This is a genomic window from Lysinibacillus sp. FSL W8-0992 (assembly GCF_038008685.1).
Taxonomy (GTDB): Bacteria; Bacillota; Bacilli; order Bacillales_A; family Planococcaceae; genus Lysinibacillus.
Genome location: NZ_JBBOZQ010000001.1, coordinates 2237846 through 2259919, shown reverse-complemented (window position 1 = coordinate 2259919; position 22074 = coordinate 2237846). Strand labels below are relative to the sequence as shown.

The following is a 22074-nucleotide window of genomic DNA, read 5'->3' as shown; positions in this document are numbered from 1 at the left end:
GCGGGGTTGCCCTCCACACTTTTGATTCATCCATGTTTAAATGAACTGTTCCGATGTATATAAAAAAATCCGCTGGCAACTCTTTGTCGCCTTGCGGATCGGTTACTTTCCCTCTTCAACTGTGGACGGCATAGCATCACTAAACGCTTGTGTAAGTGCATCAGTAACGCTTGTAATGTTTCTCATATTAATTAGCGTTCCAACTTCTTCTTCAGTGATATTAATGTTCTCACCATTAGCCAAGCCCACATGTAACAATGATCGTATTTTTTTGAAATCCTGTTTTTCCAAACCATCAAATGCTTTAGTGAAATCTCCAAATTTCTCTTGGAGGTTGCATAAAGCATTTAAGTCAAACCTTACTTCAAATTCCTTGCTGCCTAATGTAATTTTTACGCCTTCATCTTTCATTACTTCTGATTTGCTAGCCATTAAAATCGCTCCCTTTTGATAAATTTGCATAATAAAAAGAGAGCGAAATTATCGCCCTCTTAAAGACTTTTAATATTAAGGTGCAGGTGTCGTTGCACCTGTATAAACTTTTTTAAACCAATTGGCAATAACTGCTGCATCTACGCCTTCATCATCTTCATCAACAAACATACGCTTGATGCCTTCCCCTTTAGCGTTTTTAACAATATCAGAGTTTACAAATACGCCTTTTACCGAAGGTGTATTATACTCAACGCTTTCACCTTTTGTTTTATAGTTCTCTTCTGGTAGTTGGAAGTTGCCTTTGTAATACCAGAAATAACGGTACTTACCGTTTGATTTAAGGCTTCGGAATGCTAAGGCAATATTAGGTGCCACATCACCAGATGCATCGATTACGATACCATCTTCATTGATTTCTTTGCCTAAAATATCTGCATAGACTGTATTAGCCAGTGCATCAATTTTAAATTCCATTTCTGTTTCACCTTCTGCAGATGTGGATTCTGCTGCTCCATCATCAGCGTATAAAACTGTGTTAGATGTTTTTGGTGTAACTTTAGCCTCGATTGCTTTAGCTAATTTCTGAATTGGATTAGCAAATGCTGTTGTAGCGTCTTTGGCACCAGCTGCAATTTTTGTGTAATGAATATCCGATAAACCGATTAATACTCCTGCCATAATTAAATAGCCTCCTTAAATGTCATAATAAAAGCGATAAGCTTTGTGATATGTTTTCGTTTCCTTCTCAAAATCTTCGAAGTACGAATTCCTCACAAATCCTATCGCTTGTAATTGGTCTTTAACGCTCTCTGTGAGCGCTTCTATATCTTCCTTACCCCAAATATCAACTTGAACTGAATGGCGTGTTAATTGCTCTTTATCGTCAGCCTGTAACGCTCCTCGTTCGTTGTATCTGAAAAAGGTGATATAAGTTGTTGCTGTTCCTGTATACGTCATATACATGACGGGTACACCCAAAGGAAGTAGTGCGTCACGTATGATTTTATTAATGCTCATAAGTGCATCCTCGCTCTCACTTCGTCCTTCATGATTTCAATAATACGATTCATTTCATTTTCAAACGTAGGACGCATCCATGGCCGTGATCTCATTTTGCTTGTTCCCCATTCATGGAAGTAGAGGTAAAAGGCATCGTTCGCTTGATTACTAACACCAATGGTAATAGTTCCATCTACAATCTTTTCATCAATAACCATCGATTTTTCAGATTTACCAGTACGTTTCCTTAATCCAAAACGATAAACGCTTTCCTCTAATTTATCCCTTAAATGTTCGGCCCCTTTAGTCAACGTTGGATTAATAATACTTTCGGGATTTAAACTACGTTCAATTTCACGTTGTAATTCTTGTAATCCACTAAATTCAATATTCATGACATCACCTTATTGATTCTTGATTAGAGCAATGATTGTTTGTGTATTCATTAATTCATCGTCTTGTAATACTGCTTGAATATCGTAGAGTCGCCCTTTGAATAACACTCTTTGTTTAGCGTTTAAACCACGTGTATAGCGCACGATAAAACGATACATATTCGTATTAATCTCAGCAGATGCATTAATAGATTCAGAACCTTTTACAGTTTTGATTTTTGCCCAAAGTACATGTTTTGTTTCCCAATCGTTGACTGGATAGCCGTTTTCATTGACTGATTCGACATATTCTTGAATCTCAATTTTATTTCTCATTTCGCCAGTATTAAGCTTTTGGATTCCTTTAATTTGTTTCACTTGTATCACTACTTTCCATTGCTTTAGCGATATTTAAGTTATTAAGTTGGGTTAAAAAGTTCCCATAGAAATGTTCGAGAACATCATTGTAAACATAGCGAGAACGTTCGAATACAAGCTCTTTAAATCGCTCGCTAGTGTTTATATCATAATCACCACAAATGGCTTGTAAGTCCTCTGTGGAAGCTTTTAAAATGCGTAATAAATTGTCGTCCTCATCGTCACTGAGTTTCATGCGACCCTTAAATTCAACTAGAATTTCATTACTAATTTGAATCATCTTCATCACTCGTTTCAGTAATGAAAATTTGCTTATATTTATTTTCTGTTGAAGATAACTCTGCGATACGAGCTCTAGTAGCACGTTTGCCCTCCACAGGATACTGTTCGCCAACTTCATAAATATGTCCGTCGTGTTTCACTTCTTTAAAGCGCTGTACGACCTTATATTTCTTCGTCACTATTTACTGCCTCCTTCCATATAAAAAACACCTAACACCCTAAATTAAGGTGCTGGTGTAGGTACAGGGAATTGTACATCTAGATCATAAACTAACGCAGCTTTGTTATCTTTTGGACGGCCGTTAGCAAAACGTTTGATAGTGTAAAGTGTCGCATCTTCCATAGCTAATGTTTGATCAAACTTTTTAAGTTTATAAGCACCAGCAATAGCAGCGATATATTCGCCTTGTACCATGAACAAAACTTTACCTACAGGAATTTCTTCTGAATCAACAACTGTTAAGTTGTACGGTAAATTCATGACAAATACACCCGAATCATTCTGAATCGTATGACGAGCCTGTACAGCTAGAGCATCGATAGGGTTTAGTACCATAACAACTTTATTTAAGATTTTACGGAACTTACCTTTTGCATCAGTAGATAAGTTTTTAAGTACACCATATAGCTCACCTACAACAACCTCACCACGCTCTGATGGTGCAAACGTTAATGTACCACTTGATACTTTGTCAGTTACTGCACCTGTATCTGTGTTAACGTCTTTTAGTAATCCAACAGGCTCATTTTGCACTGGACCACGACCATTTACTAAACCGTATTCTAAACCTGCAGCTAATGCTTCAATCAATAAAGTCACCATGTAACGGTCAACCCAAACTGGACCAAGCTCTAACATGTCATTCGGAATAGCTCCAAAGGCTGTTAATTTAAGTTGAGTAATTTTTTCGTCACGGAATGCAGCATTTACTTGTCCTGAAATTTCCCCAAAGATTTCTTTCCATGCAAACGCTAATGTTGGATCAGAATAAATAAACTTAGTTGCTGCTCCTAAGTCCTGCAAGCCAATAGCAGCTAAAAATGGGCGTTCTTTTGTTAAACCTTCGAATACTCGTTCCTGTACAGATTCCGGGAAAACTGATTCATCATTGAAACCGCCATCTGTCACAACCTTGTTATAAAATGCTGTCTCTTCAGAGGTTAAGATGTGTTGACCACGAGCAACTAAAATTTGTGTATCGGTTGCTTCGTTTCGTGCTTCAGTAGTAATCTTTTCAGATAAATCATTTTGTAATGCTGTGAACATTTCATCTACAGCGTTTTGCATTTGTTCAGGTGTAGCATTTTCGTCATTTAATAAATTTGTATAGGCTTTTTTCTTCGCCTTAAAGTTTTCCATTTGTCCTTTTAATTTCATTGTCATTTATAATGACCTCCTGTTTTTAAGTATTAAAAAAAGAACCCTTTGCGTTTGGCCACAACTTTTTGCGGTTCTATAGGTTCTTTATCTGGATTATTTAATTGAGTTTGTAGCTGAATTACTTGATTTTCTAAATCGCTGACTTTTTGTAATAACTCGTCATTTTCCTCCACAGTAGATGAGGTGGAAGTAATTGCGTTATTGAACTCTTGAGCTTTATTAGAGAACATTTCTGATTCTACTTCTTCAGCTTGACCATCAATAATTTCATCAATAAAGCCATACTCTTTAGCGACTTTAGCTGACATAAATTTTTCTTCATCAAGTAATTGTTTAACCGTTTCTTCATCTACCCGATGTGTATAGGAGGCTAATACAGATTCCCCGATACTTTCTAAGTCATCTGCTACTTTACGCAGCTGTTTAGCATTACCTGCTGCATATGTCCAAGCATGATGTACCATTAATTGTGTGTTTGAATACATTTTTACTACATCTGCACCCATAGCCATAATCGAGCAGGCACTTGCTGCTATGCCTGTAACAATAACCGTTACTGTACCTTTGTGCGCTCGTAATGTATTCATAATGTCGATACCTAAGAAAACATCACCACCATAAGAGTTGACTTCAAGTGTAATGTCCTCATCTTCTTTTATGTTGCGCATTTTGTTATTAAAATCGAAAATAGTTGAGTTCCAGCTAGTAATATCACCTTTGATTTTATGTTTCATCGTTTTCACCTCCTTCAACGGAATCTAATTCTTGATAGTTCTTTGTGAAATAATGCTTATTTAAGCGTTCATCTGTGGAAGGCTCATCACCAAGCATGACACGTACTTCGTTCGGTGTGTAAACCATACTTGCCACAAGCTTATCGATTGCATTTGCTAATTCTAAAGGATCCATCTCTGCCACACCGAAAATATTAATTCGTTCACCATCCATATAGTCATCTTTCTTAATTAATTTCGCATTGAGCTCATCTTGAATCTTCTTGATAAGTGGTTTAATACAAAATTTAATATAAGCTTTTAAAGCTGTTTCGTACTCTGCAATATCACCATGTATAAGTGTTGCTGGAATACCTAAAATGTTAGCTACATGACTTGTTAGATCCTTTTTAAGCTTTTCTAATTCATCAACGGAACGCCCTTCATTTTTTACGCCTTTTGTGATTTCTTCGTAATCGAAACCTTTAATCTTCGGTACTATTGCAAAGGCTTTTTTTCTAAATGCGTTGAACATACGGTCGATGAAATTTTCTAATTTCCCTCGGTTTTCATCATCTAATTTTGTGCTACCATCAATGCCCGCTAAAGCTCGTATTTGATTAGAATACATATTTGTTTCAATCATCCGGCTGAACAACTCTGTATAATCTTTAAACATACCATCTAAAAAACGCGTAAATTTTTCGTTGTTGTATGAAATATGAATCACTTCACTCATTTCAAATGATTTTTTAAATTCGTAGCCTTTTACAACAACATTTTTAAAAATATCTGGATAAACTGCGTATTCTATACGATTAAAGCTATCCACTATCAGCAAGTCGTTATTGTCACTTAATATCACAAGTACTTCATTTTCATGCAATAATTTATAAACAAAGTCTTGCCAAAAGTCCGCTGCGCTTTGGTCTGTATTTGGTCTTACGTTAAGTAAATAATCCCAATCGTTTTTATGGCGTTTTCCGTCCTTTGTAAAACGAAATTCAGATAACGAAATGGTTCGACCGATAAAGTTTATACATGTTTCGATTGCTGTTTTTTTTAGATATGTTCGCTGGTCAACATCTACACCGAAAATATCTAAATCCCACATTTCGGCAGCTTCTTGACCAATTTTCTTATTACCTAAAATAGCATCTAAAATTACCCCAATTCCTCACCTCCCTTCTATCAAAATGCAATGCTATCTAAGAAGTCGAGTACGCCGTCCACATCATTGTCCTCTAGGTCACGAGAACCCCATACACCATACAAGAACATCATGAAGCCGTCAGTCTTACGCTTTACTTCTTCTTTCTTTCGGTAGACTTTATTTCCGTTCGGCAGTCGCTTAACGAGCACATTATTTGTATACCAACGCATGAGCGGATTATCACCGAAAATAACTTGTTCATTTTCAAAAGCAATTTCAATTCGTGGAGCTAATAAACCACTTGCAGCATCTGGATTCCGTATAACTTCAACTTCGAATCCTTCCGCTTCAAATAACGGTTTTAATATATCCATCTTGAAGTTATCACCAATGATTTTTTTAATGTTCCAACCTTCTTCACGCATTTTTACAAACCATCCAACAACTAAATGTGGATCCATTGTTTCAATGTCCAGGACACTTAAAAGACCATCGTTTTCCCACTCTCTAATTGGAGCGAATTTACGATGGTCTTTCTTATTGTTGTTTTCAGCTTTTTCTTTGCTGTATGCGTAATGCTTATCAGCAAATGGTTTACAAATGTATGAGTGCGTCAATTCTTTAGGAATGAAAAAGTTATCATTCTTTAAAAATAACAATCCCATTGAAACAAAATCGCGCACTGCTGCATAGTCTAAACACCCAATACATTCACGCCTTTTCAATTCATCTAAATTGTATCCTTGATTAGTCGCCTTTATTTTCTCCCAAGATGTAACGCTTTTTTCTAAGTCCACTTTCGGGAGATTCATACGTTTTGTAATGAATTCCTCATATCCATCTGGATCATGTTCTAGCTTGTTGTATTGTTTCATCACTGTTTTAAAAAGTGTTTTCGCATAACTACTTAACGGCGGATGGAATTGTGAATTAGCCTTTTGCCACATATCAGGATTGTGCATTTCTGCTTCGTCATCCAAGTTACACATAAATGCAAAAAGACCATCGTCGCGAATGCTTACGTGGCCCTCTAAAATATTGTCAGCTCGTTCTAATAATTTATCTAAGAAGCCCTCTCGAACGAATCCGTCAGAACCTACATAGAACACTCGAGGATTTGAGACTTTACCAAGTCCCGAAGTAAATACATTTACAACACCAGAATCCTCATACCTGTGAACCTCTTCAAAAATTACACACCCATCTCGTAAACCGTCTTTTGTACCTGCATTAGAAGTATGGTATTGAAATAATGACTTTGTACTACGAGACTCAATTAAAGCTTTCTTGTGGTCAAAATGTTCTTTTAACGTATCGTCTTTATCGATGGTGTTATACACTTCAGTAAATGACATTTTCGCTTGCTTTTCACTGTTTGCAACTACTGACACATTGTAATTATCGATGCCATGCAATTCGCTGATAAAATAATTCGCTAGTGTCGATATACGCCCTGTTTTACCACCGCCACGACCTTCATAGTCCAAATGTTCATCAAACACCAGGGAGCCGTCGTTGTAATACAAGAAAATAAAACAAGTTTTAAATTTCTGCGTCAATGTAAGTGGGAAGTAATACTTTTCTGTAAATGTAATATAATTTTCGATTTGTTTCTCATCGAAATACATATCATCAGCAGTAAGAATGTCACGCTCAATTAATTCGATTAATTTTATACGCCTTTTATTTAAGATAATTTTGCTGTCACGCCACAGCTTAATGTATTCATCAATATACTTATGGCTAATCAAATCAAGCTCTTCCTGCCTTTGTCATCCACAGTTGAAGATGCAGAGGGAGCAGACGTATCAACCTTTATTCCTAAAGCGTCTTCGAGTTTTTCAATTTCTTTCGATATAGATAATTTCGTTGCGATGGCTGGATGCTGCTTCAAAAAGTTTTGTGAACCATTTTCGATTCTAATTGTTGTTCCATCATTATCAATATCAGCATCGCACTTTAAATCGATTCTTAAAAACCGTATATAGCGATGTACTTTAGCTAACTTAATCGGATCGTCGGCGTGACGTGCTAATAAATCTTTTTCGATTTTTTTTATTCCTTTTTCCATTTCTCCCCCTCCTCCCTCCAAAGAGCATTTTTTAACGTTTATTTTTAGAGAATCGAGGCCCTCCCCGGTCCCTGGGCTTTTTGAATTGGCAAAACCTTTTGACCCGGGGGTATTACCATTTTTCATCTTCTTCCCATTTGTTTGGTTTACGTGTGAAACGACCATGTTCTTTGTTGTGATGTCTTAAACAAATAGTCATTAGATTGTCTAACTCTAATGCTAGTTCTGGATGGTCTTCTATTTCTTTAATGTGATGGACATTAAGTTGAATGGACTTGCGTTCTCCTTCAACCTTTTGAGAATCTAAGTGAACCTTTCCTTCATACTTACACATTTGGCATTCATAGTTGTCTCGCTTCAATGCTTCTTGTCGTAATGATTCCCATGATGATGAACGATAGAATACTTTCTTTTGTTGGTCTGTTTTGTACTGCTGCATGGTTGTTAGTCGCTACCTTCCATTTGAACCTTCAACGATTGCATACGTTCCTTGATAGCGTTATTCAACTCTACTTCTTCTTGCTTTAACGTGCGTAATCGTTTACCAGCTGCGGAAAATACTTTGTTCTGCACCTTACGTAGTTTTGCTTGTAAATCACGTACAACCAAGTCTGCATAGTAGCATAAATATTCGTGATGACATGCCGGACAAGTGAAGAAAGTCTTATCAATACTTCCTTCAATTCGAACGTTCTCGAATTGTTTGATGTACCATTCATGTGAACATTTATCGCATTTAGCGAATATTTGTTTTATATTATTCACTCCCTTCCAATCGTGTTGGTAGTTCATCATTAGGTATTAAATAAGACTCACCGCATGATTTACATTCACGTCGATAAGCCTTTTGTTCTGCATGATATTCTTCATAATTAATTGCACCACATTCGCATTGCCATAAGTTATCAATCCTATCCAACTCATCAGCTAATGCACCAACATGCTTTGCGATTGCTCGTAGCTTTAATTTAGATTTCTCATCGAAGTTTAAGTTGATTGAAATATCTCCTAGTCTTGGCATTGTTTATCCCTCCTAGTTTTTAGTGATTGGTGGTTTTTTATTTACTGGTGGTCTTTCTTTAGCTGTAATTGATTTAACAATCATTGTTCAGCCCTCCGCAATTAAATGATGTCATGTATTGCTGTAGCACCACCGAATGAAAGACCAAAGATACGCACCTTACTATTCATCACATGGACTAATTCATCACTGTACGCATTCATATAAAATTGTTCTTTAGCATCAAATGAAATAGTTGGCACCGCGATTGCTTCTTTGATTCCTTCTGCTTCAATGCCCACAAATACAAACGATGCTTCTTCTTCACGCGCTGCCTTAAATGTATTGATTAAATTTTGTTTAGTTAATTTCATTCCATAGCCCTCCACAATTCATAATTAATTGCATAATAAAAAGCCAGCTCAAATTAATGAACTAGCTTAATCAGTTTTACTCCCAATGTCTGCTAAAAACTTTTCTACAGCATTAAGATACCCTATATTTTCTTTTAAACTATTCTCCATAAGACTAATAAATTCTTTTTGGTCACTTGATTTTAATTCTTCAAACATTTTATTAATACCTAAGCTAGTTAAATATGCTTGGACACTTCCGGCAGAACCCATATTAGCACCCCTGACGTAAGTCCATTTTTCCTTTGCATTAGTCATCCCATCACTAATTCTAACATCAGCTAAAATGCGATATAATTTATTTTTATCTTCCTTACTTAGATCTATATTCAAATAAATAGAATTTAAGAAAGCATAATTCAAAACTTGTGGTACCAATCCTAATTCAGGGAAGACATTACTAAAATAAGATTCTAAAGATAAAAGATGTGCGGTTGAATTGTTTTGATTAGTATCAAAGTAATCATCAAGTAAACCTAATTTTGAATTTTGAATTTCTTGCCCCTTTTTTAATTCCTCTATTTCATTTTTAATAAGAGGTATTTGTTCTTTTAAATATGTTGCAGATTTGTTCATTATTTCACTAGATTCAGATATTCTTTTATAGTCTAAATTTTTACTAACGGATTCTATTCTAAATGCTGCTTCTGCAATTTTTTCACTAGAAAGGTTACTTGACAAGGTTTGAAATAATGTAAAACCTATAGCAACTACAGCTAAAATAATTGAAACAATAGTACCTGCAAATCCCCAATGACTAATTACATTCTTATCGCCACTATATTGATAAGTAAATAGGCTGATTGCTCCAAGACAAAATAGTAACAACCAATATAAAATATCTTTCTTTTTAATCCATCCGGTAAATGTTTTTTCCTTTTCTTTTTCCTCTTTATTAGCTCTCTCTTTGTCATTAGATGAACTTTTCATAATCATAGCAATAACAAATAGAGAACAACCTAGAAAAAACGGTACTAATAATAACTGCCAAGCTTCAATTTCAATTAATACTATATCTTCCATAACATGCTCCTTCTACAACAAATATTAGTAGATTATACATTATTTGTTGCATAAAAGGAACAATGAAGAGACTACCAATTCGATAGCCTCTCCGTAGTGTTGACGACTCCGCAATCGTCTATTAAGTTGTATGCATGTTTCTTAGAATCAACCGTACATGCGAACGCCGATTATTGTAAGGAAATTTTGTACGCATTTCCGTGCGCTTTTTGACATTACCATCATATAACGGTTTTTCAATAGATTCTATTCAACTTACTGGGTGTCAGTAAAGTGAAAGTTTTATTTCGTGTGCGAAACGAATCATTTTAGCAATTTCCGCATGCTTCTTATATATGTAGCTGGCACTGTAGTTTAATTCCTCTGCGATGTCTTCAAGTGTCAGTCCATCCACATACTTTAGTTTTAGGATCTTGTGGTCCAGTCCTTTGAATTTACTAATGAGCTTAATGAAGTTTTCACGTTCTTTTTCTTTGATTTGTAATTCATTTTTAATGCGTTCAATACGTTCTTCAAGTTTGGCACCGTCTGAATCAGCAGTTAGTTTTACACCCATTAAGTCGCCTTGCACCCAACGCTTTAATTCTTTTTGCGATTGTTCGAGATTAAATTCTAGGCGCGCAATATCATCTTCTATTTTGCTGTAATCCCGCAACCATTCATACATGTGCAGCACCTACCTTGTTTGTTTATTTCACTAATAAATGATTTTCTTTATAAGGTGACGAGGTTTCCTATTAATAACTTGATTTTTAATCATCGGCCTTTTCAAATCTAATTTGTATAACATTTGCCTTTTGTTTATCATCCGTTCCATTTTTTCAATATCTATTTCTGTAATAAATTCGTTCATGGTGTTAAAAATTTTCATTGCATTATCTACAATTACATCAAAAGTTACGACTAGATTCCTCAGGCTATCTTTAAAGGCTTCGACACTTATGCCTGTAAGTTCTGCAAGAAAGATAATTTCTTCTTCATGTTTTTCAATGAAATTTTCAAATTCTTGTTGGTTCATCACTAACCTCCAATTTCCTCAAATTGTTCAGTAACTACTTCCGGTGGAATGCTTAGGAAAAATTGTCGATAACTTTCGTATTGTAACTATCGATACCACCCAATAGAATAATTCGGCTTAAACATTCGTCCTCATCATCGTTTTGAAAAATAACACGACCATTTCTAATATCTATAATCTGATATGTTTGCTCATAATCATTTCCAACCAACAAGAAATGGTATCGCGTAGCTGTAACATTGTGCCCTTGAAATTGCCATAACTTATTATTCAAATCACCAACCCCATTCTTTGCTTAACATAATGTTTCAATTGTAGATACTCCTCATGTTCAAGTTTAATTAAAATAGCGATATTTGTTCTTTTCCAAAAACCTCTAAATAAGAACTTTTCATCGATTCAAGTAGATCTCGATATTCACGTTTTGGTATATGCATTTGAGCGCCGTTATCTCCGAAAAATTGAACATAATCATATTCATAAAGTTCTTCTATTGATTCGCAATAACCGATTTTTCTAGGGATAAAATCTTGTCCATCAAAGTAACCTCGATAGCAAGAATCCGGGCTGATATAACCTTCGCTGGATCTATTAAAAGCAAAAATAAAAATTCTTTCTTGCAGCATTCTCTATCCCTCCTAATTACTGAACAAAATTTTTCAAATAACCAACTACAGATAAATCTTCTCAAGTATTGATGTAACAAAATCAGCCAAATCAAAGAACCAATTATTTTTCTTATTTCTTTCACTTCTTGTCATAGAAATTACCCCTTTGCAGTATCCACACGCTTTTTACTATCCTCAACATTGAATTTATCTGGATAACGCATTTTCAATTTATCGATGTTCATTTCGCAAATTCGTTCAAGTGATGAATCGTACATTTCAGCGAGAACAACCAAATTTTGAATTAACATTTTTAATGCTAAAACAACTTTACTTGAATTTAATTCATGACGATGAAACATGAATTTTTTAACTTGTTCTGAAATCTCACCGGATAGGATGATGATTTTATTGATTATGCTTCCTTTTGTGCCTTCCACAGTATAATTAGTAAGTGGCTCGTATGTTTCGCCTAAGAAGGTTAGGATGCCAAATGCGTAATGTGATACATCACCAAGTTCCTTTAGAATCGCTTCACGATCATTAGCAGCGCTTAATACCTCTACACATTCACCAATCAAGCCCAAAGCATAATTTGTTAAGCCGTGTTCTAAGTGAATATGGTTTTTCGGCATACCTTCTAACGGCATTGTTCTTTTTGATAACTCTTGAAAATTATTAAGATTCATATAGTGATTCCTCCAGTAGTGTAGGGTTTTCGTAAATGTTGCCGATGATTTTGCAAACCTTATTATTTTTCCAAAGTTCCTCCATTCCCATTTCATTGTCTATTACGTGCATTTGTGTAAATTCATTTATTGTTACTTCGTACGCTAGGTAGTCGCCAATTCTAACAATATCCCCCTCATAAATCTCCTTGCCGTTCTTGTCCTTTAGACCTGTGTACTCTCCTACACTTTCTGGATGAACTTCAATCCATCCACTTTCAGTGAAGATAAATGTCTCTCCTGGTTTTCCTACTTCTTCAGCGTATTCTTTAGTAAATTTAGTTGTATGAACTCCAGTACCATAAATCCATTGACTACCCACCATTTCTTCAACGGCAAAACCACGTAGTTTAATCTCTCGCATTCTGCATTTCCTCCAATTTCTGTTTTAGTACCGTCAAATAAACAATTTTGTCCATCGACTCTTGTATTGCATGGTCTATCCATTCAATTGTTGTGTAATCAAGTGGATTTACTGTTGTACCGTACTTCGCAAGACCTTTAGCAGTTTGATTTTCTAGTAAACTTTGAACCTCACGTAATACTGGATTTGCTAAGATTTCATCTTCAATCGTCATTTAAATTACCCCTTGTTCTATTTTTCTTCTAATATCAATGGACTTAACGTTGTTCTCGCGTTTCCATTTATCAATATTTGCTTTTGTCATTCCGAAAAGTTCACCTATGCTAAGGTCAGTCATTCCGGTTTTCTTGTACTGAATAAAGCCATCAAAATCTAAAACTTTTGTTTTAATTTTTTCAGCCTTTTTAACACCATTACTTTCGTTGCGACTAAGCAATTTCAAAAGAGACGTACCGAGCTTTTCGATGTTTTTGCAATGAACACATGTTGTCTTTTTCGAATTATTATTACTGCATTTGCACAATACCAATAATTTATCTATTTCATACAAAACCTCTTTACGTTTTTTAAGCATATCTGCATTCATGTACATTCCACACCCCTCTCTCAATCCAACCCTCATTTACATGCTGCTGAATCACTTCGAAATCGTAAGGCATGATAACACTTACTTCGCATCCATCGACTGTCATATACATCTCGATATACTTTGTAAAAGGGTTAGGTATGGCCATCCACAATCTACCCTGTGGTTGCTTCGTTTTCTTCACCGACTGGACAATAGGAATCCCATTGCGCATGTTCACGATGGTTAGAACGCCCCTCTCTCAATTGCTTTTAAAATTATTTCATTAGAATCGGCAATTTGTTTTAAGTAGTTTTCAATGCCCTTTAAAGTGTTTTTATCAACCAACAGCTCTTTGCTAACAATTTGTTTTAAAGCGTTCAAAATAGTATCTGAATAGCCTTTAAAACGCCACTTACTTGAAACTTCTTTTGTCACTGGATTAACAACATTCTCTAAACGTTCTATAATTACATTTAGTGAGTCATATTCTTTGATTCGCACATTTCCAAGGTCAATGAGTACAGATTTTTCTTTACATTCAGCCATTAAAACACCCCATTTTTCAATAAGTCTTTTGCTTGATAATAAAAATGGTAATAAATAAAATTACCGCTATATTTTTTATCCAAATATACAATTTCGAAATTGTAACGATATTTGAAACTATTAAGCATTCCTAGTAAAGATAATGGCTTGTACTGACTTCGATATTCACCGCGAATCATTTTCCCGTAGCCATCAGGATCTTCACATAAAAGAGTGAATGGAATATCCTTCGCGCGTATCAATTCATTTTCAAAAGCTGTTTTCGTATCTTTTTGTAAGTTGCCAGTGATCTCGTCCATATGTGCTTTGCGTTCAATTCGACTTGATAGCCAAATATCACGCTTAATGCCAAGGTCTTCATTCGCTGGAATCATTGCAGCATAATCACCTGTTTTAATTGCACGGTTAACGAATGGGATATCGTGTTTTCGTAAATAACGCAATATATGGTCATTGACCTGTTCGCGCGTGTCGATAACGATTGTTAATGTTTTTAATACACTATCAATCTCTTTATCTGTGTATTTATAGTGAATCAATTTGAATCACCATCTTTATAAACTTGAATAATTTTATAGCTTCCGTCCAAATGCCAATTTCTAGCGCCTTCGCATATAACATCATTCAACAGTTCAACAATGGCATCATTTGTTAATGGTTCTTCGAAATCGCCCGTAATTTCAATTTCAATTAATGCTTTCACTTTTTATTTCGCTCCCTTCGCAAAAGCAACCGCTCTTGCATGTATTTCTTTTTTTAACTTTGACGATTCATCATTTTCATACTGGCGCCAATCTTCGTAAATATCCTTCCAGCCATTGACTGCCAATTTCGATTGATAATCCATAAATAAATTCAATGCCGTTTCATCGTGATTCAAAAAGTTGTTTATTGATTCATTTTTCTGCCAACCACATAATGCAACGATCATCTTCCACAAAGTCTTATCTGCGCCTTTCATGCCTTCCACAGAAAAAAGGTATGTGTCGATTTCTCCGAAAATCGGTTCTGCAGCCTTCAAAACTTCACCAGGTATCTTTTCGTGATTTTTCAATTCCAGTTGTCCATCCGGTAAACGTTCGATAACGCCACCAAATTTCCAAATCTGAGATAAAACATATAAAACCATTTATTTACACAACCCTTCAAAAAAGAGTTACTAAAAAACCGTCATCTGTTAGCGAAAATTACTTAATTTCGACCCTTTTTTGAGGTGTATTTCAAAAAGTAACACGTTATGAACCTTACAGCCTCAAGGGATTTCGTTAAATATGTTACAAAGTGTTACCTATTTCGAGTACTAACGCTTCTAATAGAATACTTTTTATATTTTTTATTTTTTTGTTTATATATAAAATAAATAACAAAAATAATAAATATATAAATATAAGTACTTTAACACCTTGGTACGACTGAATTTCTAACGAATCACGAATGTGTTACTTTTTGAATTTTTGTCCTCATTTTCGTCCGAAATCGGTAACTTTTCTTGAATTTCGTTAACTTTTCGCTCCTGTAAAGTAACACCTTTTATATAGAATTTATTTCCATTCCCACGTTCCTTTTTAAAGCCCTTCGTTTCCAGCGCTCGATAAAAGGCACGATTTTTTAACGCAAACTCACCATTCGCATAGCACCAATTTGAGTACACTTCGTAAAGTTCTTTGGCAGTTATTTGTTGACTTGGTCCAACAAAGCAACGTTCATACAAAAATGGGCCAAGGATATCCATATCATCTTTGTAATCGCCTGTTGCTCGTTTCACTACAACTGGCTCCTGCAACCCGCTCTTCTGCCACTTCGAGCACCCCTCGATAGCCCAATTCAAAATACCTGACATTTCAAGGGAAAGTTTTTCCGAAAGTTTTAGATCGCGTTTTTCTTTTGGTAGTTGAAGATTGAACGGAACTAATTTAACGCGTCGCCAAATCCCTTCATCTATACCTTTGATTACCGGCTTATGATTCGTAGTAAAAAACACTTTAAACTCTGGAATAAACTCAAAATATTCCTGACGTAAGAATCGGGCCAATACTGGCTCTCCGCCTGTTATTTGCTTTACAAACGCTTCAGAAAGTTGTTCACCATCTTCAGACTCGATAGCAGAAACAAAACGAGCTCCCACTAATCGAGCGATGTCGTTATTCGCTCCCGTTTCTTTTTTCTTGATAAACGTGTCTGACTTTGCCTGTTTGCCATATTCGCCCATCAAATCCTTTATTGTATTAATAAATGTCGACTTACCATTAGATCCACCACCAATTAAAAACACCATGCTTTGTTCGCTGATTTCCCCTGTTAAGCTGTAGCCAATTAAACGCTGCATATATTCGATAAGCTCTTTGTCGCCCTGAAAGATTTGGTCTAGGAATGATAACCACGTTGGGCATTCTGCACCTTCTACAAATTCGACGTTTGCAAGTTTGGTTAATTTTAATTCGCGGTCATGTTGCAGTAATGCTCCCGTCTTTAAATCAATGGTGCCATTCAATACGTTGAATAAATATTTTTGACGGTCAAATTCTAAACGCTCACCTGGTACTAATGGCATTAAATCCTTTATGCTGTTCATTCGAATGTTTCTCCGTTCGCACATACGCGACCACTTTTGTTCTGCTTCATCTTCTGATTTAGACATACCTCGTAAAACTTTATTGCAAATGCGTTCAATTTCTCGTTTTGTATCAACTCGCCAACGCTTACCGTCCCAAATCATCCAGCCAATTTCTGATACATAACGGATAGCATGACCATATTCATAGGCAATGCGCTCAGCGTTCCCGAGTTCAGTTAATCGAAATTTCTTCTTAGGTAATTCCGGTTTATCCTCTTCAACAGCGTCATTACTGTGAAAATCAAAAGAAAATTCAGCGTATTCTGCTTCGTGCTTATGGTCCAGTATTGTTGTTGTAGTAGAAGAAATAGCCTTTGAAATTGTACGCTCGCCATAGGTCTCGCCTGTGTCCGTATGGTGGACTCTGTCCCATTTATCTCGCATTAATGATGTTTCTCGGAACATATTATCCATTCGTGTGGCACTTCGACCTGTCCAAAAAGCTAAATGATTGCATAACGCTAAATCTGTTGATGAATGATCATCATTAATCAAATGACCATTAAACATAGAACGTATTTCATCTCCCGACTTGCTGCGGAACATTTTCTCCCAAAGAGCCTCGTTAGATAATTTAATTTCGTCTTTCTCATAATCTTGCAAACGAATTCGACCTTGTATATCGCTATCATCGAAATATTTTTCAAGGAGCTCGTCTAATTCATCTGTGCGATCAAATATGTCATTTGAATTTTCACGATTACCCGTCATTGTAAAGAAGCGACCGTATTGATACACCTCTAATCCTAGTTTGCTATTTTTACGACCTGTTCCACATACTGATTGTGAAAGACTACCTTTGACAATGATGTGAATACCTGTTCCGCTTACACTAAATTCTGTATAGCTATCGAATAAGTCTATAATTTCTTTACCGAATTCATTAATTATTGGGTTTTCACGCTTCTCATCATCGGAACGATAAGTTACACATCCATCTATATCAATCCCAACGAAATTATCACGACGACTAAAAACGAAGCCAATACCATCTAAATCTGTTTGCGTGTAAAACTTAACTGCAGTCGGAAAAGTTGACCAGGTACGTGGATCGTTCGAACGAGCCTCATTACCGTCTATTTGATATGGAATTTTAGTGATTTTACCGTTATCTTTTTGTTCTGCTTTCCACAATATCCAGTTCGGCATATTGCGAAGTTCAGCAGGAATGTCGTTAAAGTTGTATGGGATTACTTTCATGTCCTCACCTTCATTCTTTTCAGCATTCTCGCAATGCTTTTCTAGCTAAATCAACACGTTTACTGAAATCCATTAATTCAGATTCAATACCGAAGAATTTTAATAAATCCACTAACATTTCAATTTCTTTATTGCGGCATTTAATGCATGCTTCTAACGCTCTGTTTTGATTTCCTAATCTATTGTTGTGATGATCAATAGTACGGATAACGTGATTTTTCTTTTTAATAGTTGCTTTTAAACGACCATTCTGATTGCGTAATTTTGATTCAATTTCAGTCACTTTGGCACCTCATTCACTGTTTTTGGGTATAAAAAAGAGAAGTCCGCCTAAAACAGACCTCTCTATGAAATTTTATTTACTGATCAAAATGGCACGTCATCCTCACTTACTGTAATTGGACCACTACCTTGTGGCGCTCCTGCTGTTGATTCTTTGAATCCAGTTACTTCCGGATATGTTTTGCCGTTATTGGCTACACGGTGACCAACTGTTACCACTAAGTGCTTACCGACTAATGTGTCTGCCCATTCCTTGTATGAGCTGAAATCCATACCATTTGGGAACTGCGCTGCTTTCGAAATTGCTTGGAAACGCCACATGGCTTTTTCCGTAACTGTGAAATTGTCAAATAAGATTTTTTGCCCTTGGTGCGGTTGGTTAACATCGCTACGAATTTCATAATCCACAACAACTTGGTTATTACCTGTGGTAGCTTTTTTCATTTCGTAATTGTGGACCGTAACTTCATAGTCACCTTTTGCGATTAATTCAAATCCGCCTTTTGCTTCTTCGTGATTAATTTTGAACATTTAATTTTCCTCCTAGTTTTTCGATTAATGCGTCCACATAACGTGCTGGCATTTTCTCTAATTGCATATTCGATTTAAATTCTGCATCTGAAACAACCTTTGTCACTTCTTCATCTGTGGAAGACAACTCACGTATTTTAGCTACATTGCTCATGCGATTCGCTTCTTCCTCTTCGCGTCTAGCTCGTTCCTCTGCTTGTACATCAACACCTAATTCAAGATAGCGATATAACTTAGAACCGATTTCATCAGTGATTAAAAATTCACCTTCGAACAAATTGGTTATATCTTTACTTACACGTGCCATGTGGTCCATGCTGATAGAAAATACTGTATCGAATTCATATTCCATATCGTCTTTCTGAACAGGCTTCATGCCAACCTTTTTCGGAACGTTCTTACCTTCAACTAATTCAATGACATAATCGCTTTTCACTCGTAAAGTCGTAATCATGTGGACGTCTTGAGTAGTTAGACCTTTTGTTAACTTGCTAGATTCAGGAGCAAGCTTACCCCAGTTTTGAAACGAGTTACCTTGCATGCCACCATGAGTTTCAACAACTCCGCCTTCGCCTTGCCATTGATGTGAAAGACTATCAATAATAATCACTTCACAACCTTGTTGCTTTAAGAGTTTAATAGCCATGTTATAGCGATCGGTATTAAAAGGTGGCTCAAAGTTGATATGCTTAAACGAACCAATTGTAATTCCGTTGTGAAGCTGACCGATATATGTCAGCATGCGTTTATGCTCTGTGTCTGCTACACCAATTTTCTTCCACACTTCTTCTTCTGGTAAATCAGGATGTGCTTCTTTCATTAGTCCGTATGCGAGTAGTAGTGAACTTAGAGACTTACCACTACCCGACGGACCAGCCATTCCGATTAAGGCCTTCTGCTTTTCGCGTATTCCATCAGTTACTTGCATGCCTTCCACACTCCTTTACTATTAAAATGGCACATTTTCATCAGCAACATTTTTTTTCACTTCTACATCCGCAAACGGATCCTTGAACTCTGGTAATTCTTCTTCATCAGCTTGTACTTCTTCAATGCTCATTTGACCATCTGGCGCATCATTATCCGGCTTACCTTCCATAACCTCTTTAGGTGTGCCGTATTGATACGTTAAATCTACGAGGAAATACTGACCGTACTTGTTGTATTTTTCGCTGATTTTGTTCATGATTAACGCTTCGTTTTCTTTAGCAGCTACTACAATTTCTTCTGCTTCTTCGCGTGTATCTGCATAGTGCTGTTCTTTTTGATTGAGTAATTTTTTCAAGTGGGTTTCCTCCTAAACTGTCATTCCTTCTGGATATTTTGTTTGCATCGCTTCACCTTTAATACCTAAATCATTTCGCGATTTTCCGCACCCATTACATTTCATAGCAGGTACAACATTTGCGTGAAAATTGTGGTCGTCATAACCACCTTTTGTTTCTTGGTGCTCACAACCTTCACATTTATAAATTGCAGTAAAATCGCGTCGATGTTGATTAGTAATCTGAATAATTTTCAAGTGCTTATCCCCCTATCGAATACTTAAAGATTGATTTTCAACAAGTTGAGCACCTTCAATTTGCTCACCTGCTTTTAATGCTTTTGCTAATTCAGAACGGCTGATTGTTTTCTCCACCTTGATAAACTGTGGAGGGATAGCAGCATCATTTTCGATTTGTACTGATGTTGATTTACGGAAGCTAAATGTGAATTTTTCCGTTTTCACTCGGTTGCCTTCCACAGTTAACAAAGTATCTGCCACATTTTCTTTAATGCGCGCTATGTTACTTTCCATCGATTTACGACGATCCGCTAAACGTTTTTCCTCGGCTTTGATTCCCGCAATGTCCGATTCAATGTTTTTTAACACCATTGCATATCCTTCTAATTTCTCACCGATTTCACCATGTATTTGTGATAAGGCAAGTTCGAAACCTTCTGCATTATTTTCTTCAATGAAATTTTGAAGCATTTTATATTGGTCAGTTAATTCGTAAAGGGTAGCCATTATTGACCCTCCTCGTATTTAGCGTTAGTGTCGTTCGTGATTGTATGTTTTGCCCACTCACCATATCGCTCTACAGCGTCAATTAACACGAAAGAATCACTTCCAAAACGACTATCTATACCGTGAATTTTACCGTTTTCAATTTTAGTTACATTTGTATATTCAAATTCTTCAAATTTGTAGTCACACGCTTTTATCGCCATGCCAACAACAACCTCTGTTGGCTGCACCGCCTGTTCAAACTCACTTACATCAAGACCAAGCGCTCGTCCTAGAGCAATGGCTTTTCCAATGTGTTCGTTGAATACGTCATTTTGGGTGCATATTGCACGTCCAACATTAGAAGGTTTATCAATTCTTCTTTTGTTACATACCAACCAATACACAACAGCGGTTACTTTTCCTTCTTTTACAAAGAAATCTACGTCATAATAATTATCTCGATAAGTGCTATTACCTTTTTCCGTGATGCGGTTACTTGTTCTTCCGTTTGCAACATTTTCCTCAACAAACTTCTTCGCCTTCTCAATAATTGCAGCACGTTGTTGATTTGGTGTTAGTGGTTTGGATTCGATTAGTTCGTATACATCCACTGTTTCAGGTGTACCTTCTAATACTCCGCCACCGTAAACGCGTAACATTGAACCATCGTCATCTTTAATTACTGTTTCCCCTTCGTAACCTAAAAGGACTTTGTAAGGCTTGTTGTCTTGCACATCCTTCGTAGTTCTATCTCCACGTGGAATCTTCGTGAAAATCACAACATCACCTTTACGTGCCTCACGATCAACCTTGCGATATTGCCACCCTTCAAATTCGATGATGTCCTCCACAGTATTAGTTGTGGAAGGCTCCTGTGTTACATTATTTACAACAGTCGTTAACTGTGGACGTTCACATAATTCATGGACGATTAGCTTTAATTCAGCTACTTCGTTTTTCGTTTCAGCCAGTTCGTTTTCAAGTGTTGTGATACGTTGTTTTTTGGTAGGTTTATCAGATACTATTTGGATGTATTTTAATTCGTGTTCATAAAATCCAAGTTGGTTCGTTTCATGTTCAATTACTGGGCGACCCGAATTGTTTATTTGTGTTACTGGATAAACGTCACCAGTTTTAAATCCTCCTTTAATTGCAGATATAATTTTGCTTGCATCTAAAATTCGAACTTTATCTCCAACATTAAACTTTGTCATTTAGCATCCTCCTGTGGTACAATACCAGTGTCATTTTTAAATTTTTTATGCTCGCCATTGGTTGCCGCCTTTGACGAGTTTTTTTGTGCCTTTAACTGTGCATTCTCTGCATCCTCGATGTCTTGCCAGTAATCAGATTCTCTGTCGTATACATCAGCGTGTGTATTGCCTATACGCATGGAATCA

At 36.2% G+C, this 22074-nt stretch carries 38 protein-coding genes; all 38 read right to left on the bottom strand.

Translation table 11 applies throughout. The features are described from left to right. Positions 1 to 102: 102 nt before the first annotated feature. Positions 103 to 432 carry a hypothetical protein gene (locus NSQ74_RS11250; RefSeq protein ID WP_340823376.1) on the bottom strand — a complete coding sequence of 110 codons (330 nt, stop codon included), beginning with the start codon at positions 430 to 432 and terminating at the stop codon, positions 103 to 105. Between the two features lie 75 nt (positions 433 to 507). Beyond that, the gene (locus tag NSQ74_RS11245) at positions 508 to 1113 is read right to left on the bottom strand and encodes a major tail protein (RefSeq protein ID WP_340823375.1); all 606 of its coding nucleotides are present in this window, start codon (positions 1111 to 1113) and stop codon (positions 508 to 510) included. A 15-nt stretch (positions 1114 to 1128) separates the two neighbouring features. After that, positions 1129 to 1452 carry a hypothetical protein gene (locus NSQ74_RS11240; RefSeq protein WP_340823373.1) on the bottom strand — a complete coding sequence of 108 codons (324 nt, stop codon included), beginning with the start codon at positions 1450 to 1452 and terminating at the stop codon, positions 1129 to 1131. Beyond that, positions 1449 to 1829, bottom strand: coding sequence for an HK97-gp10 family putative phage morphogenesis protein (locus tag NSQ74_RS11235; RefSeq protein WP_340823372.1), 381 nt, complete (start codon positions 1827 to 1829; stop codon positions 1449 to 1451). The genes NSQ74_RS11240 and NSQ74_RS11235 overlap by 4 nt, the downstream gene beginning before the upstream one ends. Before the next feature lie 9 nt (positions 1830 to 1838). Then, on the bottom strand, positions 1839 to 2186 hold the full coding sequence (locus NSQ74_RS11230; RefSeq protein WP_340823370.1) for a phage head closure protein: 348 nt from the start codon (positions 2184 to 2186) through the stop codon (positions 1839 to 1841). After that, the gene (locus NSQ74_RS11225) at positions 2173 to 2472 is read right to left on the bottom strand and encodes a hypothetical protein (protein ID WP_340823369.1); all 300 of its coding nucleotides are present in this window, start codon (positions 2470 to 2472) and stop codon (positions 2173 to 2175) included. Before NSQ74_RS11225 ends, NSQ74_RS11230 begins: the two co-directional genes overlap by 14 nt. Next, positions 2453 to 2647: a termination factor Rho gene (locus NSQ74_RS11220; RefSeq protein WP_340823367.1), complete on the bottom strand. Its 195-nt coding sequence runs from the start codon at positions 2645 to 2647 to the stop codon at positions 2453 to 2455. Before NSQ74_RS11220 ends, NSQ74_RS11225 begins: the two co-directional genes overlap by 20 nt. Positions 2648 to 2691: 44 nt before the next feature. Further along, positions 2692 to 3852, bottom strand: coding sequence for a phage major capsid protein (locus tag NSQ74_RS11215; RefSeq protein ID WP_340823365.1), 1161 nt, complete (start codon positions 3850 to 3852; stop codon positions 2692 to 2694). A gap of 26 nt (positions 3853 to 3878) precedes the next feature. After that, positions 3879 to 4583, bottom strand: a complete 705-nt coding sequence (locus NSQ74_RS11210; RefSeq protein ID WP_340823364.1) for a head maturation protease, ClpP-related — start codon at positions 4581 to 4583, stop codon at positions 3879 to 3881. Next, positions 4573 to 5676: a phage portal protein gene (locus NSQ74_RS11205; protein WP_340823363.1), complete on the bottom strand. Its 1104-nt coding sequence runs from the start codon at positions 5674 to 5676 to the stop codon at positions 4573 to 4575. Before NSQ74_RS11205 ends, NSQ74_RS11210 begins: the two co-directional genes overlap by 11 nt. Before the next feature lie 77 nt (positions 5677 to 5753). Further along, positions 5754 to 7466, bottom strand: coding sequence for a terminase TerL endonuclease subunit (locus NSQ74_RS11200; protein ID WP_340823362.1), 1713 nt, complete (start codon positions 7464 to 7466; stop codon positions 5754 to 5756). After that, a complete protein-coding gene (locus NSQ74_RS11195) occupies positions 7463 to 7786 on the bottom strand; it encodes a P27 family phage terminase small subunit (protein WP_340823359.1) in 324 nt (107 codons plus the stop codon). The genes NSQ74_RS11200 and NSQ74_RS11195 overlap by 4 nt, the downstream gene beginning before the upstream one ends. Before the next feature lie 112 nt (positions 7787 to 7898). Continuing rightward, complete coding sequence (locus tag NSQ74_RS11190; protein WP_340823357.1) at positions 7899 to 8225, bottom strand: HNH endonuclease; 327 nt, start codon at positions 8223 to 8225, stop codon at positions 7899 to 7901. 5 nt (positions 8226 to 8230) lie between these two features. Next, on the bottom strand, positions 8231 to 8551 hold the full coding sequence (locus NSQ74_RS11185) for a hypothetical protein (protein WP_340823355.1): 321 nt from the start codon (positions 8549 to 8551) through the stop codon (positions 8231 to 8233). Beyond that, positions 8544 to 8807 carry a hypothetical protein gene (locus NSQ74_RS11180; protein WP_340823353.1) on the bottom strand — a complete coding sequence of 88 codons (264 nt, stop codon included), beginning with the start codon at positions 8805 to 8807 and terminating at the stop codon, positions 8544 to 8546. The genes NSQ74_RS11185 and NSQ74_RS11180 overlap by 8 nt, the downstream gene beginning before the upstream one ends. Positions 8808 to 8908: 101 nt before the next feature. Then, complete coding sequence (locus NSQ74_RS11175; protein ID WP_340823351.1) at positions 8909 to 9160, bottom strand: hypothetical protein; 252 nt, start codon at positions 9158 to 9160, stop codon at positions 8909 to 8911. Between the two features lie 66 nt (positions 9161 to 9226). Then, entirely contained in the window at positions 9227 to 10222 is a 996-nt protein-coding gene (locus NSQ74_RS11170; protein ID WP_340823350.1) for a hypothetical protein, read from the bottom strand. A 265-nt stretch (positions 10223 to 10487) separates the two neighbouring features. Continuing rightward, positions 10488 to 10889: a hypothetical protein gene (locus NSQ74_RS11165; RefSeq protein WP_340823349.1), complete on the bottom strand. Its 402-nt coding sequence runs from the start codon at positions 10887 to 10889 to the stop codon at positions 10488 to 10490. Positions 10890 to 10919: 30 nt separating this feature from the next. Beyond that, entirely contained in the window at positions 10920 to 11240 is a 321-nt protein-coding gene (locus tag NSQ74_RS11160) for a hypothetical protein (RefSeq protein WP_340823348.1), read from the bottom strand. Positions 11241 to 11292: 52 nt separating this feature from the next. Further along, positions 11293 to 11514 carry a hypothetical protein gene (locus NSQ74_RS11155; protein ID WP_340823347.1) on the bottom strand — a complete coding sequence of 74 codons (222 nt, stop codon included), beginning with the start codon at positions 11512 to 11514 and terminating at the stop codon, positions 11293 to 11295. Positions 11515 to 11581: 67 nt separating this feature from the next. Then, the gene (locus NSQ74_RS11150) at positions 11582 to 11866 is read right to left on the bottom strand and encodes a hypothetical protein (protein ID WP_340823346.1); all 285 of its coding nucleotides are present in this window, start codon (positions 11864 to 11866) and stop codon (positions 11582 to 11584) included. A 140-nt stretch (positions 11867 to 12006) separates the two neighbouring features. After that, positions 12007 to 12537 (bottom strand): hypothetical protein, encoded by a 531-nt coding sequence (locus NSQ74_RS11145; RefSeq protein WP_340823345.1) that lies wholly within the window; start codon positions 12535 to 12537, stop codon positions 12007 to 12009. Further along, the gene (locus NSQ74_RS11140) at positions 12527 to 12940 is read right to left on the bottom strand and encodes a YopX family protein (protein ID WP_340823344.1); all 414 of its coding nucleotides are present in this window, start codon (positions 12938 to 12940) and stop codon (positions 12527 to 12529) included. The genes NSQ74_RS11145 and NSQ74_RS11140 overlap by 11 nt, the downstream gene beginning before the upstream one ends. Next, entirely contained in the window at positions 12927 to 13154 is a 228-nt protein-coding gene (locus NSQ74_RS11135; RefSeq protein ID WP_340823343.1) for a hypothetical protein, read from the bottom strand. Before NSQ74_RS11135 ends, NSQ74_RS11140 begins: the two co-directional genes overlap by 14 nt. Continuing rightward, positions 13155 to 13526, bottom strand: a complete 372-nt coding sequence (locus NSQ74_RS11130) for a hypothetical protein (protein WP_340823342.1) — start codon at positions 13524 to 13526, stop codon at positions 13155 to 13157. It lies immediately after the preceding gene. Positions 13527 to 13751: 225 nt separating this feature from the next. Further along, positions 13752 to 14054 carry a hypothetical protein gene (locus NSQ74_RS11125; protein ID WP_340823341.1) on the bottom strand — a complete coding sequence of 101 codons (303 nt, stop codon included), beginning with the start codon at positions 14052 to 14054 and terminating at the stop codon, positions 13752 to 13754. Beyond that, positions 14054 to 14593 (bottom strand): ERCC4 domain-containing protein, encoded by a 540-nt coding sequence (locus NSQ74_RS11120; protein ID WP_340823339.1) that lies wholly within the window; start codon positions 14591 to 14593, stop codon positions 14054 to 14056. The genes NSQ74_RS11125 and NSQ74_RS11120 overlap by 1 nt, the downstream gene beginning before the upstream one ends. Next, positions 14590 to 14757, bottom strand: a complete 168-nt coding sequence (locus NSQ74_RS11115) for a hypothetical protein (RefSeq protein WP_340823337.1) — start codon at positions 14755 to 14757, stop codon at positions 14590 to 14592. The genes NSQ74_RS11120 and NSQ74_RS11115 overlap by 4 nt, the downstream gene beginning before the upstream one ends. A gap of 3 nt (positions 14758 to 14760) precedes the next feature. Next, positions 14761 to 15183, bottom strand: coding sequence for a hypothetical protein (locus tag NSQ74_RS11110; RefSeq protein ID WP_340823335.1), 423 nt, complete (start codon positions 15181 to 15183; stop codon positions 14761 to 14763). A 291-nt stretch (positions 15184 to 15474) separates the two neighbouring features. After that, complete coding sequence (locus tag NSQ74_RS11105; protein ID WP_340823333.1) at positions 15475 to 17868, bottom strand: phage/plasmid primase, P4 family; 2394 nt, start codon at positions 17866 to 17868, stop codon at positions 15475 to 15477. A 19-nt stretch (positions 17869 to 17887) separates the two neighbouring features. Beyond that, entirely contained in the window at positions 17888 to 18151 is a 264-nt protein-coding gene (locus NSQ74_RS11100) for a hypothetical protein (RefSeq protein ID WP_340823331.1), read from the bottom strand. A gap of 83 nt (positions 18152 to 18234) precedes the next feature. Further along, positions 18235 to 18681: a DUF669 domain-containing protein gene (locus NSQ74_RS11095; RefSeq protein WP_340823330.1), complete on the bottom strand. Its 447-nt coding sequence runs from the start codon at positions 18679 to 18681 to the stop codon at positions 18235 to 18237. Continuing rightward, positions 18668 to 19609 carry an AAA family ATPase gene (locus tag NSQ74_RS11090; protein WP_340823329.1) on the bottom strand — a complete coding sequence of 314 codons (942 nt, stop codon included), beginning with the start codon at positions 19607 to 19609 and terminating at the stop codon, positions 18668 to 18670. The genes NSQ74_RS11095 and NSQ74_RS11090 overlap by 14 nt, the downstream gene beginning before the upstream one ends. Before the next feature lie 21 nt (positions 19610 to 19630). Then, positions 19631 to 19966, bottom strand: a complete 336-nt coding sequence (locus tag NSQ74_RS11085) for a hypothetical protein (protein ID WP_340823328.1) — start codon at positions 19964 to 19966, stop codon at positions 19631 to 19633. A gap of 12 nt (positions 19967 to 19978) precedes the next feature. Then, positions 19979 to 20203, bottom strand: coding sequence for a hypothetical protein (locus NSQ74_RS11080; protein WP_340823327.1), 225 nt, complete (start codon positions 20201 to 20203; stop codon positions 19979 to 19981). A 12-nt stretch (positions 20204 to 20215) separates the two neighbouring features. After that, positions 20216 to 20692 (bottom strand): siphovirus Gp157 family protein, encoded by a 477-nt coding sequence (locus tag NSQ74_RS11075; RefSeq protein ID WP_340823326.1) that lies wholly within the window; start codon positions 20690 to 20692, stop codon positions 20216 to 20218. Then, on the bottom strand, positions 20692 to 21888 hold the full coding sequence (locus NSQ74_RS11070; RefSeq protein WP_340823325.1) for a hypothetical protein: 1197 nt from the start codon (positions 21886 to 21888) through the stop codon (positions 20692 to 20694). The genes NSQ74_RS11075 and NSQ74_RS11070 overlap by 1 nt, the downstream gene beginning before the upstream one ends. Further along, positions 21885 to 22067, bottom strand: coding sequence for a hypothetical protein (locus NSQ74_RS11065; protein WP_340823324.1), 183 nt, complete (start codon positions 22065 to 22067; stop codon positions 21885 to 21887). The genes NSQ74_RS11070 and NSQ74_RS11065 overlap by 4 nt, the downstream gene beginning before the upstream one ends. Positions 22068 to 22074: the final 7 nt, after the last annotated feature.

Bases quoted from the DNA above. Each gene is read 5' to 3' on its own strand.
- NSQ74_RS11250 (WP_340823376.1), bottom strand. From the start codon at position 432: ATGGCTAGCAAATCAGAAGTAATGAAAGATGAAGGCGTAAAAATTACA.
- NSQ74_RS11245 (WP_340823375.1), bottom strand. From the start codon at position 1,113: ATGGCAGGAGTATTAATCGGTTTATCGGATATTCATTACACAAAAATT.
- NSQ74_RS11240 (WP_340823373.1), bottom strand. From the start codon at position 1,452: ATGAGCATTAATAAAATCATACGTGACGCACTACTTCCTTTGGGTGTA.
- NSQ74_RS11235 (WP_340823372.1), bottom strand. From the start codon at position 1,829: ATGAATATTGAATTTAGTGGATTACAAGAATTACAACGTGAAATTGAA.
- NSQ74_RS11225 (WP_340823369.1), bottom strand. From the start codon at position 2,472: ATGAAGATGATTCAAATTAGTAATGAAATTCTAGTTGAATTTAAGGGT.
- NSQ74_RS11215 (WP_340823365.1), bottom strand. From the start codon at position 3,852: ATGACAATGAAATTAAAAGGACAAATGGAAAACTTTAAGGCGAAGAAA.
- NSQ74_RS11210 (WP_340823364.1), bottom strand. From the start codon at position 4,583: ATGAAACATAAAATCAAAGGTGATATTACTAGCTGGAACTCAACTATT.
- NSQ74_RS11205 (WP_340823363.1), bottom strand. From the start codon at position 5,676: ATGTGGGATTTAGATATTTTCGGTGTAGATGTTGACCAGCGAACATAT.
- NSQ74_RS11195 (WP_340823359.1), bottom strand. From the start codon at position 7,786: ATGGAAAAAGGAATAAAAAAAATCGAAAAAGATTTATTAGCACGTCAC.
- NSQ74_RS11190 (WP_340823357.1), bottom strand. From the start codon at position 8,225: ATGCAGCAGTACAAAACAGACCAACAAAAGAAAGTATTCTATCGTTCA.
- NSQ74_RS11180 (WP_340823353.1), bottom strand. From the start codon at position 8,807: ATGCCAAGACTAGGAGATATTTCAATCAACTTAAACTTCGATGAGAAA.
- NSQ74_RS11175 (WP_340823351.1), bottom strand. From the start codon at position 9,160: ATGAAATTAACTAAACAAAATTTAATCAATACATTTAAGGCAGCGCGT.
- NSQ74_RS11170 (WP_340823350.1), bottom strand. From the start codon at position 10,222: ATGGAAGATATAGTATTAATTGAAATTGAAGCTTGGCAGTTATTATTA.
- NSQ74_RS11165 (WP_340823349.1), bottom strand. From the start codon at position 10,889: ATGTATGAATGGTTGCGGGATTACAGCAAAATAGAAGATGATATTGCG.
- NSQ74_RS11160 (WP_340823348.1), bottom strand. From the start codon at position 11,240: ATGAACCAACAAGAATTTGAAAATTTCATTGAAAAACATGAAGAAGAA.
- NSQ74_RS11150 (WP_340823346.1), bottom strand. From the start codon at position 11,866: ATGCTGCAAGAAAGAATTTTTATTTTTGCTTTTAATAGATCCAGCGAA.
- NSQ74_RS11145 (WP_340823345.1), bottom strand. From the start codon at position 12,537: ATGAATCTTAATAATTTTCAAGAGTTATCAAAAAGAACAATGCCGTTA.
- NSQ74_RS11140 (WP_340823344.1), bottom strand. From the start codon at position 12,940: ATGCGAGAGATTAAACTACGTGGTTTTGCCGTTGAAGAAATGGTGGGT.
- NSQ74_RS11135 (WP_340823343.1), bottom strand. From the start codon at position 13,154: ATGACGATTGAAGATGAAATCTTAGCAAATCCAGTATTACGTGAGGTT.
- NSQ74_RS11130 (WP_340823342.1), bottom strand. From the start codon at position 13,526: ATGAATGCAGATATGCTTAAAAAACGTAAAGAGGTTTTGTATGAAATA.
- NSQ74_RS11125 (WP_340823341.1), bottom strand. From the start codon at position 14,054: ATGGCTGAATGTAAAGAAAAATCTGTACTCATTGACCTTGGAAATGTG.
- NSQ74_RS11110 (WP_340823335.1), bottom strand. From the start codon at position 15,183: ATGGTTTTATATGTTTTATCTCAGATTTGGAAATTTGGTGGCGTTATC.
- NSQ74_RS11105 (WP_340823333.1), bottom strand. From the start codon at position 17,868: ATGAAAGTAATCCCATACAACTTTAACGACATTCCTGCTGAACTTCGC.
- NSQ74_RS11095 (WP_340823330.1), bottom strand. From the start codon at position 18,681: ATGTTCAAAATTAATCACGAAGAAGCAAAAGGCGGATTTGAATTAATC.
- NSQ74_RS11090 (WP_340823329.1), bottom strand. From the start codon at position 19,609: ATGCAAGTAACTGATGGAATACGCGAAAAGCAGAAGGCCTTAATCGGA.
- NSQ74_RS11075 (WP_340823326.1), bottom strand. From the start codon at position 20,692: ATGGCTACCCTTTACGAATTAACTGACCAATATAAAATGCTTCAAAAT.
- NSQ74_RS11070 (WP_340823325.1), bottom strand. From the start codon at position 21,888: ATGACAAAGTTTAATGTTGGAGATAAAGTTCGAATTTTAGATGCAAGC.
- NSQ74_RS11065 (WP_340823324.1), bottom strand. From the start codon at position 22,067: ATGCGTATAGGCAATACACACGCTGATGTATACGACAGAGAATCTGAT.